Below are 17,386 nucleotides of genomic sequence, written 5' to 3'. Positions count from 1 at the left end.
CTGCAGAAAAGTGAAAATAAAAGCGGTAGCCAGAGCCCATGCCGAACTCAGTAGTGAAACAAAACAGCTCGAAGGCGAGCCCCACGGAAGGCCGCCCCGACACAATGATAGTGTAGCATTTGTTATGTGACTCTCCACCGCTGTGGGCACTACGACATTCTACTGCGTAGCGCACCGACTTCACATTGTAGAAAGCCCGAATTTAACGATTCAGGCTTTTTTACGTCTGCAGAAAAGTGGATGGATAATACATGGTATCATTGGTAAACTTATTCTAATCTTTTATGCCGATTTAGCTGACTTTGCTTGTTAATTAACAGTATGAACACTAAAGTTAATTTATAGTATTAGCTAAAAAATAATGTGTGTGAGCTCCCTCAATGAACTATCAACCCTTTATAGATGACTCAGTATCCCTAATAGAGTTTACACGTATTTACCTCGCTATTTTCTATACATTTGTGGCGGGATTTTATACTTATAGAATTATTTATAAAAATCGAACCACACCCTCTGGCGTTATTTTTCCTGGTCAGCAGTATTGCTCTAGTTGGTGGAACCATATGGCGTTTAAATTTTTCAGGGCTGCTATTTGGTTTGTGTGTGTTGTGAGAGTTTTTATTCCTGAATTAGATAATTACTTAGTATTATTTGAACCTTTAAACGGTTGGCCTGGGGTCATGTTTGGCAATGTATTACTGAGTGCTGGGTTTATATTAAGTATGTTTGTACATTTTGATATGGCATCACTTTGGCGCTCAGGAATAGATCCTAATGGGCCAAAGGAGCTAAAAACCACTGGACTCTATGACTATTCTCGCAACCCTATGTATTTAGGTGTTGCAGCGGCTCAAATTGGTTTCTTTTTAGCATTGCCGTGTGTATTTAGTCTGGTATGTTTGATTGTAGGGGTTACCGCTTTATATAGACAAACTTTAGTAGAAGAAGAGCATCTATCGCAATCTTTTTCAGAGCAGTATCAGTATTATAAACAACGCGTACCTCGCTGGTTGTAATAAAGACATTACCCACATACAAGCTGGTATTTAATTTTAAAGTAATACTTTAGACTTAACGTACTTTTCAATAAAGCTTTGTTTAGTGATTGGTTTTGAAAATACATAACCTTGAATATAATCACATGCTAACTGCTTTAATAGTAAGTATTGATGTTGGGTTTCTACCCCTTCAGCGACAACTTTTACACCTAAATTATGTGCCATTGTTATTATTGCCTTTATAAGCGCTATGCTGTTTTCATTGGTTTCTATATCTCTAATAAAAGAGTGATCAATTTTTAGGATATCGATATCTAAGCGTTGAAGATAGGCAAGTGATGAATAACCGACACCAAAATCATCTATTGCTATATCAATATTTTTTGCGTTAAGTCGCTTTAATTGACTCTGTATTAAAGAATCAGGATCCATTAGCGTGTTCTCTGTAACTTCTATGAGAATAGTATGGGCGGGGAGTTTGTATTGCTCACTTGCTTCTAGCCATTCATTTACCCAATTACCAGCACGATCAATCTCAAGTGGTGACGTATTTACGCTAATTTGTATAGGTGTTTCGCAAAGTAGATTAAATTGAACAGTATCTTTAATTGCTTGTAGTTTTACCCACTGGCCAATATCGCTTATTAAGCCATTCTTTTCAGCGATTGGTATAAATTCATTTGGGCTAATTAGACCTCGCTCAGGGTGATTCCAGCGTATTAACGCTTCGGCTTTGGGTACTGATGTACCATTAATAGAAAAAATGGGTTGATAATAAAGCTCAAATTGATTTTTTTTAAGGGCAGTATGTATTTGTTCTATTAAACGGCGCTTTTCGATTGCTTGTTCTTCCATAGCATAAGTGAAAAATTCGTAGCGGTTTCTACCTTTATGTTTAGATAAATACATTGCTTGATCAGCTCGCTTTACTAAGTCTTCTACTGTTACCCCATCCGTTGGATAAAAAGTTAAACCTAAACTTGCAGTCACATACACCTTTTCTTTTTTTAGATGAATACACTGCATTAAGCTACTTTTTACTGCATTTGCAACCTTACTTGCGCTCGCTTGATTGTCTACTCTTTCTAGAATAAGAGTAAATTCATCACCGCCTAGTCTTGCTACAGTATCGTTAGCTGTTATGCAGTTTTGTAACCTAACTGCGACTTGATGTAACAGTAAATCGCCATAGTCATGTCCGAGACTGTCGTTTATTTCTTTGAAGCCATCTAAATCAATAAAAATAAGGGCAAAAGTTATATTTTTTTTGCTAATTAAACTTTGTAGTTTTTCGTAAAAGTAACGTCTGTTAGGTAGGTCTGTAAGGCCATCTTCATATGCATATTGGTGTAATTGTAAATTTGCATTTTCAAGTTCTTTAGTACGAAGCCGAACTTGATTTTCAAGTGAACTTTCTCGCTGTTCAATCGTGTGTAACATATCGTTGAAACAGGAAGTAAGTTCGCCTACCTCATCTTGCGAGAGCTGTTTTGCACGTAAGCTATAGTCATTCGATTTTGTTATTTGGTTAGCTGTTTGTGCCAAATATAATATAGGGTTTAAAAACCGACGTCTGAGTAATAAGGATAATAGTAAGCTCACAATAAATGTAAATATCACCAAAATAATAAGAAACTTACTATAAAATGCCACTCTATCATTAATGTAGCTATCATTAGCCCTAATTTTGAGCTCACCATAGCAATGAGAATCTAGCTCTAAAACGGTACTTATTTCTATACTATGTTGTGCTGTTTTAGAAAGAGAATTGGCGATAGCAAGTGGTTTACCATCTGAATTACTCACAATCACAGATACTATATCTGAGCGAATAAGCAGTGGGTTAATAAGTTCTTGTATTGCTTCTGCATCGTCAAACATAAGCGCTGTCGTTATATTAGGGGACAACATTTTAGAAAGAGATACTAAACTTTTTACTTGCTCTTCTTTCGCGCTACTTATTTCATAGGCACTAAATACGGTTGTGACAGTTGCGGTTGATACGAGGGCGACACACATTAAAATGACTAAAAGTTTTTTGCTCATTGTGTTTAATAAAAATAGTTTTTTCATTGCATTACCTATCAACAACGCGAGCAAGGCGTAATACTTTTGAACTCATCGTAATACCTACTTCTTTAAGCTTTTTAGGCGCTATTTCGAAACGAATTTTACCACTTGAAAGAAAAAACCTAATGTGTCCGCCATTTTTAATAAAACCTTCAGTTTCACCTATAACCATAATATTGTCATAAGGAAAAACCTTTAGGTTTTCCCAATTAGCGATTGTATTGACGGTTATAAAAAGCATATCACACGATACGTTTGATATATCGTTGAGAGCAATATGTTTATTCTTTAAAGGTAATCCTTTTACTATTCGTTCTTTTAAAACAATGTTTGCTAACTCAATAAAGTGTTTATCAGGGCTGCATAGAGTAAAAAAATTGTCTTTTTGAGGAAGCGAGTGCCATTGAGAAAATCTGGCAAAATTATATAAGAAGCCCGCTTTAAGCATGTATTCCTTTTCCATTGCATTACAATTCGCACTAAATAAAAATACAAATATAATTAAGGTACGATGGATTAAACTTTTTGACTTGAGCATGTTATAAACTTAAAACGTAGTCATAATTGTGAATGTAAAAGATTCATCAATATAATTGGGTATAGTATAGGTTTCGTTTGTATTACCATATTCGATGTGAGAACTTGCTAATAAATTTTTACCTGAAAGCGCAGTTGACCACTGTTGGTTTATCTGCCAATTCCAAGTCAAATCTAATGCTGCGTAGTTATCTGTGTTATACGCATTAGAATTTTCTACTCGTAATGTAGAAAATAGAGAATGGCCGTTAAATAGAGTGTAATTTGCTTTTGCAAATACCTGCCTATTTGTTGAATCAAACCCAACCACAGGGCTTGTGTCATAAGGTAAGCTATATTTAAAGTCTGTATAACTGTACCCAAGCTCTGTGCTGAGAGTATCCATAGGTTGCCAAGATAAAACGACATCAAAACCTTTTGTTGTTGTTTTTCCAACAGAGATTAAATCAAGGTTGATTTGAGTTGTTGTAAGCGCTTGAGCTGCTTGTGGGATCTCTCCCGAACGAAACAGAGCGAGAGCAGGCAAAAATTGTTCAAAATGGGTGTTTAAGTTAATAACTGCTACGTTTTTACCACGCGTGTTATAAGCGGAAAAGTCCATTGACCAATCGTTATCGGAAAATCGGTAACCTAGTTCGTGAGAAATATAATTCTCAGATTTCACTTTATCGTTACCATTTAAAAAAGTGGCGATTCGATATTCATCTATAGCTACCAGCCCTGTACTTGTGCCAAGTACATCAATAACTTTGGTTCCATTAAGTTTAAAGTTATCGTTAAACTCAATAAGCGTGGGGATTCGTACACTTCTGGATATAGCGCTCCAAACAAGATGATTCTCGATTGGTTTGTAAACTAACCTTGCTGAAGGTTGGTTTTCCCACCCTGTTAGATCATTATGATCTAATTTAGTGCCAATTATAAAATCGAGAGTATCAGGGGTAAAGTTATATTGAGCCTGAATAAGCCCACCATACTGCTGAAGGTTATCCAAATCTTTATCACTATCTAAAAAGACACTTTGTGCAAATGAAATGGTGTTATAGCGGTAGTTTAATCCCCAATCAAACTGTAGTGACTGGTAAATAAAATTCATTTGGTAGTCAATATCTATCGATTCGAAATGCTCTTTTATGTAGGCTTGAGATCCATTTTGTTTGAGCCATGATACCTGTAACATCTGATTGGCATTGCCTGATATTCTGTGTTCTAAACGGGCCATCATACGTGAGTCGATACGTTTTAAATCATCAGAAAATGCAATGTTTTCATTTGTAGCATCAACTACACCTCGGTAGTTTTGGCCTAGTTTTGAATGCGTAACATCGCCTTGAAATAAACCCGACAATTCATCATTAGGTGTATAGTCAGCACGTATACCAAAAGAATATTGTTTCGTAGTATCATTTGGTTTGAGTCTAGCTCCTTTTTTAGATGCATTTGCATGTTTTGCATGGCCATAAATTCGATAACTGCCTTTATTACCAATATCGTTTCCATAACGAAAATTTGTATCGACATTTATTTGATTGCCGGTGGTTGCTGTTGCTAATGTGTCACGAGTATCAATACTATTTTTAGTAATAATATTGATAACACCATTATTTGCGTTACTTCCCCATAAAAGCCCACCTTGCCCTCGAATGACTTCTATGCGTTCAATATCGTACAAAGGAACATTGAGTGTTTCCCAATAAACAGCCGCAAATTTTGGTGTATATAAACTTTGGCCATCGATCATGACTAATAACTTGCTAGAAAAGCGAGAAGCAACGCCTCTCGAAGAGATAGCCCACTGGTTATTATCGAGTTGTCTAACAATAAGCCCAGGAACCATTTTTAGTGCTTCAGGTACAGACATAGCACCAGAGTTAGTAATTTGCTCTTTACTTAAAACATAAATAGAGGAGGCTGTATCAAATGCTGATTGAGTTCTTTTCATTGCTGAAGTGACTTGAACATCCATTCCCATTAGGGCATCAAGGTCAAGGTTTTCGTAATCAAATTGCTCAGCCATTAGTAAGGGAGAAATAAAGGTTAATGGCCATAAAAAGCGTTGTGATATTTTCAATGAGGTGTCTCCTACACAATCCAAATTCAAAAACAATCGTTGTTTTTGTAAAGCATCTGTTATCACATGATATTAACATAAATTAATGATGTGAAAGCACTTTATATTATTAATAAAATTGATTTTGGAATTTTTTTAGTTCGCTCAAAATAATAAACGTCTTGGGCCAGTTGACCTCTCAGAATTAAAATTCATTCTATCTCGGGGCTATTTTATCTGGTTACTAAATTGGAAAAAGCAAAATACAGATCCTATATTTTAACTCTGTTTCATAGGTAATCATCAAGTATAAGTAGTTTTGAGCCGTCATGGTTTAGCAATGCGTTATAGGCTTAATTATTACTCGCTATTTATATAGATGGCGCATTATTAAAATGTGAGTGAATATATCGTTTCTTTAAAGCTATTTTTTGCTTTTGTTGTAGGAGTGTCGAATACTGGATTTAGCTTCATTAAACCTAGAGGCAAGCAGGTATGATAAAAAGTGGGTTAGTGGATTTACAAGAAGTACTTGATTTAATGCTTGATGCTGTTTGTGTTGTAGATAAGCAAGGTACATTTGTTTTTGTTAGCGCCGCGTTTGAGCGAATTTTTGGTTATTCAGCCAATGAAGTTGTTGGTAAAAAAATGATTAATTATGTCTATTCTGGAGATCATCAAAAAACGCACAATGCAATTGCTTCGCTTTTATCAGGAGAGTTAATAAACCCTCGTTTTGAAAATCGTTGGCTCAGAAAAGATGGACAATTAGTCCACATACTATGGTCTGTTCGCTGGTCTGAAGAACATCAAGTAAGAATTGCAGTGGCTCACGATATTACCGAGCGAAAAGAGATGGAAGAGCAGCTTTATTACATGGCAGGGCATGATGCATTAACGGGTTTACCAAACCGTTCGTTATTAATGGATCGATTGCAAAAAGTAATTGTAAAAGCTCACCGAGATAATTTATTTTTTTCACTACTGTTTATTGATATAAATGGCTTTAAAGCTGTAAATGATACTTATGGTCATAACGTTGGTGATAAGTTGTTGCATAGCATTGCACAGAGGCTGTCGAATGTAATGAGGGAATATGACACTGTAGGGCGTTTAGGTGGGGATGAGTTTTTAATTATTTTAGATAATTTAAAGTCACCAACCGAAAGTGTTGTTATTAGGCGTAAAATTTTAGCTCAATTTAAGGCTGAATTTCAATTGGATGAATTAAGTCTCAATATCTCTCCTAGTATTGGTATTGCCAATTACCCTAATGATGGACAAACTGATCATCAACTCATTAAGTATGCCGATCAAGCTATGTACAAAATTAAAGGCGAAAATGTTGCTAAAGTTATGTAGTCATTTTTATTAATTTAATGTCTATGCTGAACTACTTTTTTTAATATCTTGTTGCCAATTGAGTGCTAAAAAATCAATAAATGTACGTACTAACGTTTGCTGATAACTTCGTGATAGGTACACCGCCCATAGGCTATGGCCAGGTGAATAATAATGCGGCAAGACTTCTACTAGCTCGCCATTTTTTAAGTGTTTATTTGCTAAATCGCAAGGAATATTAGCAATTCCCATCCCCCTAATTGCCGCTTTAACTAAAATGCCCATTTCGTTTGATTGCAAATTCCCCTTAATTGCAACTTTTTGATCATTTGTTGCCGATATTATTCGCCATTTTGTCGCACTACTGTGCACTAGGCAATTATGATTTAGTAAGTCCTGAGGTTTAATTAAGGGGGGCGACTCAGCTAAGTAGTTTGCCGAGGCACATAACACACCATCAATATGCATTAGTTTACGGGCAATATGTTGATCATCAGGTTGTTCAATATAGCGCAGTGCCACATCAACACGTTCGTCTACCAACTGTGATAAGTTATCCGAAAGTACAAGCTGAACATTTGTTTTGGGGTGTAGTTGTAAAAATTGCTCCACTCTTTCAAATAATAAATTTTGACCCAGCCCAATAGGCGATGCAATTCTGATTGTACCAACTAGTTCATTATTATGGCTATGAGCACGACTTTTTAAATCAGAGACTGTACTGAGTATTTGTTGGCAGTAAATTAATGCTTCTTCACCTTGAATAGTTAAACTTACTTTACGTGTTGTGCGATGAAATAATCTCAACGATAACCACTGTTCTATTTCTTGTACGTGACGAGTAACTTGTAAGCGGCTTAGATTTAAGTGCTCAGCAGATTTAGTAAAGCTGCCACAGCGGGCAACTTCTACAAAGCTTGTAATTGCAGTAATTTTATCCATTAGTAACTTGTTATGAACTAATATGTATCGTAACAGTGTGTTTATCACTTAAAAGTGTGCAAGTAAACTAACTTCATTAACTCAATAATAGGATACAGATAATGAAAGTAGCAGTTTTAGGCGCAACAGGCTGGATTGGCAGCACAATCGTACAACAAGCAACTAAGCGCGGTTTAGAAGTGGTCAGCATTGTACGTGACGCAGCGAAAATAACAGATAATACAACTGCCGTTCGCGTATTTGATTTACAAAGCCAAGATAATATTGCTTCAGTACTTAAAGGTATAGATGTACTTATTGCTTCAGTGGGCGGACGTGTAGTAGGTAATCATGAATTAGTTGCACAAACCGCAGAGCGTTTATTAACAGCTTTAAATGGAACAAGCACGCGTTTGATTTGGGTAGGTGGTGCGGGTAGCTTAGAGGTTGCACCAGGGGTAACACTTGTATCAACACCTGAATTCCCTGCAGATTACAAAGATGAAGCACTCGCACAAGGTGAAGCATTAAATGTATTTAAAACGACCACTAGTTCTGCTTCGTGGACTTTTGTAAGCCCTGCTGCAGTAATTTATCCTGGTGAAAGTGAAGGTCCTTATCGTATTGGCGGAGATCAGTTTTTTACAAATGAAGCTGGTGAAAGCAAAGTATCAGTCACTGATTATGCAATAGCATTAGTTGACGAAGCACAAAAAGCTGCACACTTAAACCAACGTATTAGTGTTGCTTATTAACTTATATTAAGTTTAAAGCATTTGATTATTTAGATGCTAAGCGCTGGCTCCTAAGGGCAAAATAATTTAATCTGAGAGTATTAATCCTTATTAAATTATTTGTCTTATGGGCCTTCTTTTTTCGCTTGCGTTAGCAAGTCTTCCTGCTTTACCTGAGCCTGTTGCAAATAATGCTGTGGCTAAAGTTATTATTAAAAATCAGCCTTATTTTTTAAGTTTTATGGGATTAGGCCGCGATAAACAGTACTCGTCAGTGCATAACAAAGTGTGGGCGCTTAAAGTTGGCGATTCACAGTGGCAATCTAAAACTGGTGTGCCTTCAAGCTTGCCATTAAAAGGGCGCTTAGCAAGTACCGCAGTCGGTTTAGGTGAATACGCCTATGTGTTTGGCGGCTATACAGTTGCAGAGGATCATACTGAAGTTTCAAGCCCCGACGTATATAGGTACGACGTAATAAAAGATACCTATACTCCTTTAGCCAATATGCCAGTGCCTGTAGATGATAGCGTAGCGCTGAGCTACAAAGCGCGTTACATTTACTTAATTAGCGGTTGGCATAACGACGGTAACGTAAATTTAGTACAAGTATACGACACGCAAAATAATACATGGCAACAGGCCTCGCCATTTTTAGGTGATCCCGTATTTGGTCAAGCGGCAGCAATTAGCGGCAATACAATTGTTGTGTGTGATGGCGTTAAAACACAAGCCAATCCTGATTCGCGTCGCTCGTTTGCAGGCGTAGCACAGTGCTTAAAAGGTACAATAGATTCAACTAATCCACAAAAAATAGATTGGCGCACATTGCCACATCCAACAGGTTCCGCCCACTATCGAATGGCAGCCACCAGCTATAATGGCAATATTTATATGCTGGCAGGTTCTAACAATCCATATAATTACAGCGCAATAGGCTACGACGATAAACCTGCACCAGCAAGTGATCATGTTTGGCGCTTTAATATCGAAAAAAATGGATGGCAGGTTTTATCACCGGTTGAGGTAAAGAGTATGGATCACCGTGGTTTACTTGAACACAATGGGGTTTTATATCGAATTGGCGGTATTGACAATAAACAGCAAGTAAGTACTAACGTACTGGGTTACGAGGCTGAAAAGTGAACACTCTTTACATCACAGGAGCAGGAGTAAGCGCAGCCAGCGGTATTCCAACCTTTAGAGGGGAGGATGGTTATTGGACCATCGGCAGTAAAAATTATACACCTATGGAAATGGCAACGCGCGCAATGTACAAAAACGCACCGAAAGAGTTTTTAGCGTGGTATTACCATCGCTTTGCAACGTATCGCAACCATGGTCCAAACGACGTACACCATTGGCTGAGTGATAAAAACCTAATTACTCAAAATATAGATGGGCTTGATGGCAAAGCAGGTAATAAAAATTACATTGCTATTCATGGCAGGCTCGATCAAATGACGCTATTTCACCATCAAGGCGATGATGTAACCCCGTTTGCCGCTCCGTGGGAAAAGGTAGATGAAAGCTGCCTGCACGACTCCTTATTTGAAGTGTTTAATATTAAAAACCGATCACCTGAGCTTAATTATTCTTTTAAACCCTTTGTTTTATTGTTTGATGAGTACTACACCGAGCTTTATAGAATTAGCGAAGCGCAAAAACGCATGAGTAATGCCGATAAAATTGTATTTATGGGGACTTCGTTTAGCGTTAATATTACGCAAATGGCGATAGAAATAGCGCGTGATTACAACATTCCCATTGAAGTTGTAGACCCCGAACCGGCTCATATTTTACACCCCAATGTGAGTTATAAAAAAATGACTGCGCTTGAGTATATTCAAAATAACTAAATTAAGTTGGTGATTATGTGTGATAAATACGCTATTTATATTTATTTTACAATTTTATAAAGTATTTCTCCTTCGCTTGTACATTGTTGATCTATAATCTTAACTTATACATTAATCGTCATACTGTAAACATAACAACACTGAAGAGATGTAAATGAGTGATTTAACAGCAATAGCAAACTTATCAATATTATTAGTAGAGCCTTCAGATGTTCAACAAAAGCTTATTATAAAATCACTGACTCAGTGTGGTGTAAAGCAGGTTGAAAAAGCAACATCGCAAGAACAAGCGCTCACAATGCTTAATAGTTACCAGCCTGATTTAGTTATTAGTAGTATGTACTTTTCAGACGGTACCGCTGATTCCTTACTACAAAAAATCAGATCAAATCCACTAACAGAAAACCAAGCATTTATGTTGGTGTCGAGTGAGCGTAACAAAAAGTACTTAGAGCAGTTAAGGCAGTCGGGTGTATTAGCTATTTTGCCTAAACCATTTAGTGCTGAAGCTATAACGCGCGCACTTAAAGCTACTTTAGATATTATTAGTGAAGAAGAAGTTGAGCTTGAACACTTTGATATTACTTTATTACGTGTACTTGTAGTTGATGACAGTCGCTTTGCGCGTAAACACATTATTCGCGTACTTGCGGGGATGGGGATACCAGCACCAGTAGAAGCTGAAGATGGCAAACAGGCCATCGAACAATTAAATACACAGTCATTCGATTTGATTGTTACTGATTATAATATGCCTGAAATGGATGGAAAAGAGCTAACCGAAACCGTCAGAGGGTCAAACACTTACTCACATATCCCTATTTTAATGGTGAGTTCAGAAGCAAACGACACTCACTTAGCCAATATTGCTCAAGCTGGCGTTGATGCCATTTGTGATAAACCATTTGAGCCTGCAACAGTTAGAGATTTATTGTTTAAAATAATGTCTTAACTTATAAACTTAAGGCTAGCAGTAAAAATGCATTAGCCTGAGCAGATAAAACTAAAGCAGCGCTTGTTAAAAGTCGCTGCTTTTTTATTATTGGCTAGGTACGTTATAAAGCCCAAACGCCACAAAACATAATATAACTGCAATTGTGGTATCAAATATTCGCCATCTTAATGATGAGCTTAATATGCTTTTAAGTTTAGGAGCAAAAAGCACTAAAGTGCTGAACCAAATTATTGACCCAACACAAGCGCCAAGTGCAAAATGCATTGGGTTTGGTTGTAAAGCGCCAATATTGCCAAGTAACAACACGGTATCTAAATACACATGTGGATTTAGCAAACTGATTGCAAAGGCCGACAGGGCAGTACTCCACCAGCTTACTTTTTCTACTAGGCTTATTTTTAAACCCGAAGTCCCTTTAATCGCTCGCATTGCAGATCCATACGCTAAGTATAATAGCATCGCAATACCGCCCCATGTTAACCAAGGCAGTAATCCTGGTAATAACTGCTGTAATTCATTTGCTGCAAATACACCTATTAAAATAAGAGTCGCGTCGCAAATAATGCATACCGTGGCTAAAACAAACCGATTAGCGCCAGCCATGCATTGGCTTAAAATCCAAATATTTTGCGCGCCAATGGCAATAATTAAACTTAGCCCCAGCATCACACCCGATAAAAACGACATACTATAAATCTACTCAACTATTCAATGCCTTGCAGGGTATTGGTAATTCTGTTACAAATCCAATGAATATATTTAGGGTTATATGCGTAAAACTCATGATTGATTATCAACTACTCAATGCACTGTCGGCGGTTATTAGTGAAGGCGGGTTTGAAAAAGCCTCTAAAAAGCTATTTATTACGCAATCGGCAGTAAGTCGGCGTATTCATCAACTCGAAGCCAAACTTGGAGAGCCTGTAATAATTAGGACGCAGCCACCGCGCCCAACCGCTCTTGGCAAGCGTTTACTTAATCATTTACAACAAGTCCTGCAGTTAGAAGTTGCTTTAAACGTAGATGCACTTAACGAGCACTCCAGCTTAAACACACCTCTTAGTGTAAAGTTGGCTGCCAATGCTGATTCACTAGCCACATGGTTGCCAGAAGCGCTAGCCGTGCTAGATACAGAATCTGATTGTAAATTTAGATTTGAAGTGATCTCAGAGGATCAATCCATCGCCCATAAAAGAATGAAAGACGGCGAGGTAATGGTATGTATTAGCTCATCTTCTGAGCCTGTAAATGGCGGGTTAGCGAGCCCATTAGGCGCTATACGTTACAAGGCAATTGCGAGTCCTGACTTTATTAAACAGCATAACCTCACTTCGCTTACGCAATTGGCGCAGGTACCTTGTTTAGTTTTTAGTGAATATGACAAGCTACAGCACCAGTTTTTAGCCGATATTAACGGCTCAACGCCAGAGTATATACATATATATCCCTCATCAGAAGGATTTAAACAAGCCATGATAGCAGGCCTTGGGTATGGCTTATTACCGACTTTGCAGCTTGGTGATTCCCTGCAAAAAGGGGAGTTAGTTGACTTATTTCCAGAGTATTATATTGATACGCCCTTGTATTGGCATTATTGGCAAAGTGAAAGCCCGCAACTTAAAGCACTGCGAAAGTTTGCAATGCAAGTTGCGGCTAACCGATTAGAACCAATTTAAAGGTGTTTATAACTGCCCTAATCTATAAATGAGTAATGCCGTTTTTTTAATGTTTTTATCAAGGCTGGTTAAATCGGCTGTTTCGTTTTTAGTGTGCGCACCGCTGCCCATCAAGCCTAAACCATCAAGTGCCATATCAACATGGTTTGCCGCAAACGAAATATCAGCCGCACCTGCATTACGTGGATTGGCGGCTACTACTTTGTTGAAGCCTAAGTCGTGGCTTGCGTCGCTGTATAATTCTAATAGCTTTTTATTGCCATCAGTTAATGCCATTGGCGGGTAACCGTCTTCAAAAATAAGCTCTGCTTTACTGCCATCTAAGTTTTTAGCCACAATTTGTAGCATAACCCTTTTAGCGCTTTCTACCTGCTTTGGCGAAAGTGCGCGTAAATCACCTGCAACATGCACGGTTTGTGCTATTACATTACTTTTACCAAATGCCGTTGCTGACGAATTAGCACTGTCGTAGTCGGCATTTGTACCGCCCACAATAAGCCCCGGGTTAAACGTTAAATTAGGTTGCGTGGCAAGTTGCTCTCTAAAATCATTTAAAATGCGTGATGCTTCGTAAATAGCGCCATAACCAACGCTTTCGCTAAATATTTGTGACGAATGCGCTGCATTTGCCGTTACGTTTAGCGTCCAGCCGGTATAACCACGGCGCGCCGCCATAGCGGTTTTTATATTGTTATCGCCATTTTCATAACCAAGCGCTACGTCAGCCCAAATTGCCGCATCAACAATAGCTTGTTTAGATAAGCTAAGCGGGCGACCGCTGCTTTCTTCATCGCCAGTCAGTAACACTTTTATGCTTACATTTTCGAGTAAATTAAGGGCTTGTAAGCTTTTAAGTGCGGTAATTATTATCGTGTTACCGCCTTTCATATCGGCAACGCCTGGGCCACTGGCTGTATCGGTATCAAGCTGTTTGTAGGTAGTAAAGTTATCGTTTTTGGCAAATACCGTATCTAGATGGCCGATCATCAGTATTTTTATTGCATCGGGGCTTTTACTTTCATGTGTTGCCAGTACATGCCCTGCGCGGTTAAACGCACTGCCATCAAGCCATTCAACTTTAAAACCAATGGCTTTGAGCTGCTCGCTTGTCAGCGCGCCTACTTTTTTTACACCTTCAATATTAAGCGAACCGCTATTAATATTTACGGCTTGCTCTATTTCTTTAAGTGCGTGGGGAATGTTTTTATCGACCTGTTTTACTATTTCACGCTCATTTTTATCAAGCGCAGCATGGCTTGTAAGCGGTAAGATACTAGCGAGTGTGAGGATAAGTGCATGGCTAAATTTTAAAAATGACATAACAGCATAATAAGTAAAAAATAAGAATATTTAATATGAAGTAAAAATCCAGAGGATTCAATAGAAGTAGATTATGATTTTTAACTAATTTTATAAACAATAACGAGTTACAGGTTTAAGGGTGAACGCGTTATTGGTTTAAACACAGATATTTAAAATATAATTTGTTAATTAATAATCAACGGGTATAACTAATCAGCTATACGTCTGATATTACTGACCTCCACCATTTTGGGGTTTTGCTGCATTTAGGAAAGGTAAGGCGAAGCTAACTAACTGTTTACAGTTGTTTATTATATGGTTAGGATGAAGTTCGTATAAAATAGGGACATTTGTCGGTTTGTATAATGAAAAATGTCGTAGACTAAATTGTTAGGCTTCAAGGAAGAATATGCGTCAACCTTTAGAACCTGAGATGCATGAACTGTCTGAATTTCTCAATGAATTTGATAAAGAAACTGATAGAGGTGCAACTCTAAATGCAGCCGCAGTTTTAGATGATTGGCTTCAAAAAATTCTTGAATCATTTTTCGTAGATAACAAATCAGGAAAAGACTTGATTAGCGGGTTTAATGCTCCCTTAGGTACTTTCTCTGCAAAGGCATCAGCAGCTCATGCATTTGGTTTAATCGAAGACCGAGAGTTTCGAGAGATAACCTTAATACGAAAGATCCGAAATGAATTTGGTCATAGCTGGAGAGGCATCAATTTTGACGCTGATAAAGTTTCAAAATTAGCGAATCAGTTGCCTTGGTGTGGACCAACCGAGCTAGAACAAACATCAAGTACTAGGCAAAGGTTTAACTTTGCAATTGCAATTTTGTTAACTGATTTAATGTGGCGTTCTCGTTTAGTACACAAAGACAAATTACAAGTAAAAATATGGCCAAATAAATCGAGAGATTGAAGCCTAACAAACTGTTAAACAAGGACAAAAAACAGTTGGTTTTTGCTCCTTCGTCGCTTATTTTAACCAACAATTTTTTCTGTTAACAGGGCGTTAGCCCACTTTGGAGAGTGCATGAGGTTTATCGGAGAAAGTCCAGAACTGAAAGAACCTTTGTGGCGGTACTTTAAGACGGATCGACTAATCGAGTTTTTGCGAACTGGCGAGTTGTACTTTTCATCAGCACGTCAATTTCAGGATAAGTTTGAAGGCGCTGTAGCCGTACTGCCTCCTCGTTACCAAGAAGACATACGTTACGTAAAGCCAGACCGTATAGATAAAGCTTTTGAAAAGTTAAGGCGTTTAACCAAAGTTAGTTGTTGGCATCGTGCATCACATGAAAGTGATGCAATGTGGCAACTCTACGCCAACAAATGGCAGGGTGTGGCTATACAAACTAGCTTTGATAAAATTAAAAATTCCGTGCAACCTTTTAAGTTAGATCCTAAATACGAAGCAGAGGAATTATGGGCTGGAAACGTAGCGTATGTCGATCTTATCAAAGAAAGACTTGAAGTTAGCATGATGGAACGTTTCTGGTATAAGCACATGCCCTTTGAATGGGAGCATGAATTTCGACTAGCTATATCTCTCCGAATGGCAGAAGAGTTTGGTGTGCCTGTACCAGAACATGGAATAAAAGTGAGGTTTGATATAGCGAATCTAATTGAACACATTCATTTAGGACCTTTCATATCAGATGAAGAGATTGAAAATGTACGAGCAGTTGCTTCCGAATATGGTCTTGGTGACAGAATAGAGATATCAAGTTTAAAAGGTAGCCCAAGATACACGTAACAGAGCAAAGAAAGGACAGGCACAAGTTTTTTTGCAAAAATCATAGTATCAACTACTGTTATTACATACAGTTCAACTAAGGTTGATATTTTATGACTCGCGCAAGAAAAAAGCTGATTGATTTAGCGTCCACATCTTATTATCACTTAATCTCACGATGCGTGAGACGCGCATTCTTGTGTGGTGATGATAAATACACAGGTAAAAACTTTGATCACCGTAGGGCGTGGTTAGTAGAGCGAATTAAGTTATTAAGTAGCGTGTTCGCCATAGAAATTGCTGCTTACGCGATAATGAGCAATCACTACCACCTTGTTGTGAACGTCAATAGACGTCAAGCACTAGATTGGTCTGAAGATGAAGTAATTGAACGCTGGTATCAACTTTATAACGGCCATGTTTTAGTCGACCGCCATTTAAATGGTGAGCAGTTAGATAAGCCGAGCTTGCTCTTTTTCAATGAGATCATCGCTAAATGGCGCGCAAGGCTTTATGACATCAGCTGGTATATGAAAAATCTTAATGAGTACATTGCCCGCGAGGCCAATAAGGAAGATAACTGCACGGGCAAGTACTGGGAAGGGCGCTATAAGTCACAGGCATTATTAGATCAAACAGCAGTACTCAGTTGCATGGCCTACGTTGATTTGAATCCTATCAGAGCAAATGTAGCCGATACGCTTGAAGACAGTGATTTTACCTCAATTCAAGAGCGTATAGCGCATTTCAAAGCCTTTACCACAGACACGGTCAAAGCAAATAAACCCCTCAAACAAAAAGATATTGTTCAACATGAAAGTCAACTAACACAGCTAAAGCTATTTGGTAGTAATCATATTAAAGGCACGATCCCCTTTGCCTTACTGGATTACATTGAATTAGTCGACTGGAGTGGCCGCCAGATAGATCCAAAGAAAAAAGGGCATATCAACAAAAGCATACCAAAAGTGCTCCTAACGTTGAATATAGAAGAAGCGCAATGGCTTGAATCAATTCAATGTTTCAGGCAGCAGTACTCAAATTTTGTAGGCAGCAAACAACGGTTAAAGCAGCAAGCTGCCAGCAACGATGTAAAATGGTACAAAGGCGCAGGTTGAACAGTTGTATCTTCATTGGTTTGTTTAAAAAACACGTTATTAAACAAAATGTCGACCTCGATTTGCCTTTTATACCTAATATTCCT

The 17,386-nt window shown here is 38.0% G+C and carries 16 protein-coding genes; 10 read left to right on the top strand and 6 right to left on the bottom strand.

Annotated features, from left to right (window positions below):
• Positions 1 to 380: 380 nt before the first annotated feature.
• The gene (locus tag P20495_RS20910; RefSeq protein WP_033016222.1) at positions 381 to 1,016 is read left to right on the top strand and encodes an isoprenylcysteine carboxylmethyltransferase family protein; all 636 of its coding nucleotides are present in this window, start codon (positions 381 to 383) and stop codon (positions 1,014 to 1,016) included.
• Between the two features lie 36 nt (positions 1,017 to 1,052).
• Here the strand turns inward: P20495_RS20910 and P20495_RS04540 are convergent, their stop codons facing one another.
• The 3 genes from P20495_RS04540 to P20495_RS04550 all read right to left on the bottom strand — a co-directional run bounded on the left by P20495_RS04540 (position 1,053) and on the right by P20495_RS04550 (position 5,676).
• Positions 1,053 to 3,071, bottom strand: coding sequence for an EAL domain-containing protein (locus P20495_RS04540; RefSeq protein WP_008138155.1), 2,019 nt, complete (start codon positions 3,069 to 3,071; stop codon positions 1,053 to 1,055).
• 4 nt (positions 3,072 to 3,075) lie between these two features.
• Positions 3,076 to 3,516: a YfiR family protein gene (locus P20495_RS04545; protein WP_008138154.1), complete on the bottom strand. Its 441-nt coding sequence runs from the start codon at positions 3,514 to 3,516 to the stop codon at positions 3,076 to 3,078.
• Between the two features lie 99 nt (positions 3,517 to 3,615).
• Complete coding sequence (locus tag P20495_RS04550; protein ID WP_008138152.1) at positions 3,616 to 5,676, bottom strand: TonB-dependent siderophore receptor; 2,061 nt, start codon at positions 5,674 to 5,676, stop codon at positions 3,616 to 3,618.
• A 474-nt stretch (positions 5,677 to 6,150) separates the two neighbouring features.
• On the opposite strand from P20495_RS04550, the gene P20495_RS04555 reads away from it, so the two are divergent.
• Positions 6,151 to 7,017, top strand: coding sequence for a diguanylate cyclase domain-containing protein (locus tag P20495_RS04555; RefSeq protein WP_008138150.1), 867 nt, complete (start codon positions 6,151 to 6,153; stop codon positions 7,015 to 7,017).
• A 21-nt stretch (positions 7,018 to 7,038) separates the two neighbouring features.
• Here the strand turns inward: P20495_RS04555 and P20495_RS04560 are convergent, their stop codons facing one another.
• Positions 7,039 to 7,938: a LysR family transcriptional regulator gene (locus P20495_RS04560; RefSeq protein ID WP_008138147.1), complete on the bottom strand. Its 900-nt coding sequence runs from the start codon at positions 7,936 to 7,938 to the stop codon at positions 7,039 to 7,041.
• A gap of 101 nt (positions 7,939 to 8,039) precedes the next feature.
• Between P20495_RS04560 and P20495_RS04565 the strand changes: the two genes are divergently transcribed.
• From P20495_RS04565 to P20495_RS04580, 4 genes are all read left to right on the top strand, one after another.
• On the top strand, positions 8,040 to 8,672 hold the full coding sequence (locus P20495_RS04565) for an NAD(P)-dependent oxidoreductase (RefSeq protein ID WP_008138145.1): 633 nt from the start codon (positions 8,040 to 8,042) through the stop codon (positions 8,670 to 8,672).
• A 106-nt stretch (positions 8,673 to 8,778) separates the two neighbouring features.
• Positions 8,779 to 9,795, top strand: coding sequence for a kelch repeat-containing protein (locus tag P20495_RS04570; RefSeq protein WP_008138143.1), 1,017 nt, complete (start codon positions 8,779 to 8,781; stop codon positions 9,793 to 9,795).
• The gene (locus tag P20495_RS04575) at positions 9,792 to 10,508 is read left to right on the top strand and encodes a Sir2 family NAD-dependent protein deacetylase (protein ID WP_008138141.1); all 717 of its coding nucleotides are present in this window, start codon (positions 9,792 to 9,794) and stop codon (positions 10,506 to 10,508) included. Before P20495_RS04570 ends, P20495_RS04575 begins: the two co-directional genes overlap by 4 nt.
• A 154-nt stretch (positions 10,509 to 10,662) precedes the next feature.
• Positions 10,663 to 11,460: a response regulator gene (locus P20495_RS04580; RefSeq protein ID WP_007379040.1), complete on the top strand. Its 798-nt coding sequence runs from the start codon at positions 10,663 to 10,665 to the stop codon at positions 11,458 to 11,460.
• Between the two features lie 87 nt (positions 11,461 to 11,547).
• On the opposite strand, the gene P20495_RS04585 is transcribed toward P20495_RS04580, so the two are convergent.
• Positions 11,548 to 12,150: a LysE/ArgO family amino acid transporter gene (locus tag P20495_RS04585; protein WP_008138138.1), complete on the bottom strand. Its 603-nt coding sequence runs from the start codon at positions 12,148 to 12,150 to the stop codon at positions 11,548 to 11,550.
• 95 nt (positions 12,151 to 12,245) lie between these two features.
• Between P20495_RS04585 and P20495_RS04590 the strand changes: the two genes are divergently transcribed.
• Positions 12,246 to 13,139, top strand: a complete 894-nt coding sequence (locus tag P20495_RS04590) for a LysR family transcriptional regulator ArgP (protein ID WP_007379089.1) — start codon at positions 12,246 to 12,248, stop codon at positions 13,137 to 13,139.
• A gap of 6 nt (positions 13,140 to 13,145) precedes the next feature.
• Here the strand turns inward: P20495_RS04590 and P20495_RS04595 are convergent, their stop codons facing one another.
• The gene (locus P20495_RS04595) at positions 13,146 to 14,459 is read right to left on the bottom strand and encodes a M20/M25/M40 family metallo-hydrolase (RefSeq protein WP_008138135.1); all 1,314 of its coding nucleotides are present in this window, start codon (positions 14,457 to 14,459) and stop codon (positions 13,146 to 13,148) included.
• A gap of 391 nt (positions 14,460 to 14,850) precedes the next feature.
• Between P20495_RS04595 and P20495_RS04600 the strand changes: the two genes are divergently transcribed.
• The 3 genes from P20495_RS04600 (at position 14,851) to P20495_RS04610 (ending at position 17,300) form a co-directional block, all read left to right on the top strand.
• Complete coding sequence (locus tag P20495_RS04600) at positions 14,851 to 15,366, top strand: hypothetical protein (RefSeq protein WP_008138131.1); 516 nt, start codon at positions 14,851 to 14,853, stop codon at positions 15,364 to 15,366.
• Positions 15,367 to 15,480: 114 nt separating this feature from the next.
• On the top strand, positions 15,481 to 16,203 hold the full coding sequence (locus tag P20495_RS04605) for a DUF2971 domain-containing protein (RefSeq protein WP_008138130.1): 723 nt from the start codon (positions 15,481 to 15,483) through the stop codon (positions 16,201 to 16,203).
• A gap of 92 nt (positions 16,204 to 16,295) precedes the next feature.
• Positions 16,296 to 17,300, top strand: coding sequence for a transposase (locus P20495_RS04610; RefSeq protein ID WP_242401496.1), 1,005 nt, complete (start codon positions 16,296 to 16,298; stop codon positions 17,298 to 17,300).
• Positions 17,301 to 17,386 lie beyond the last annotated feature (86 nt).

This window comes from Pseudoalteromonas sp. BSi20495 (assembly GCF_000241185.1).
GTDB lineage: Bacteria > Pseudomonadota > Gammaproteobacteria > Enterobacterales > Alteromonadaceae > Pseudoalteromonas > Pseudoalteromonas fuliginea.
The sequence above is the reverse complement of the archived record's forward strand: the minus strand, read 5'-3'. Positions and strand labels throughout refer to the sequence as shown.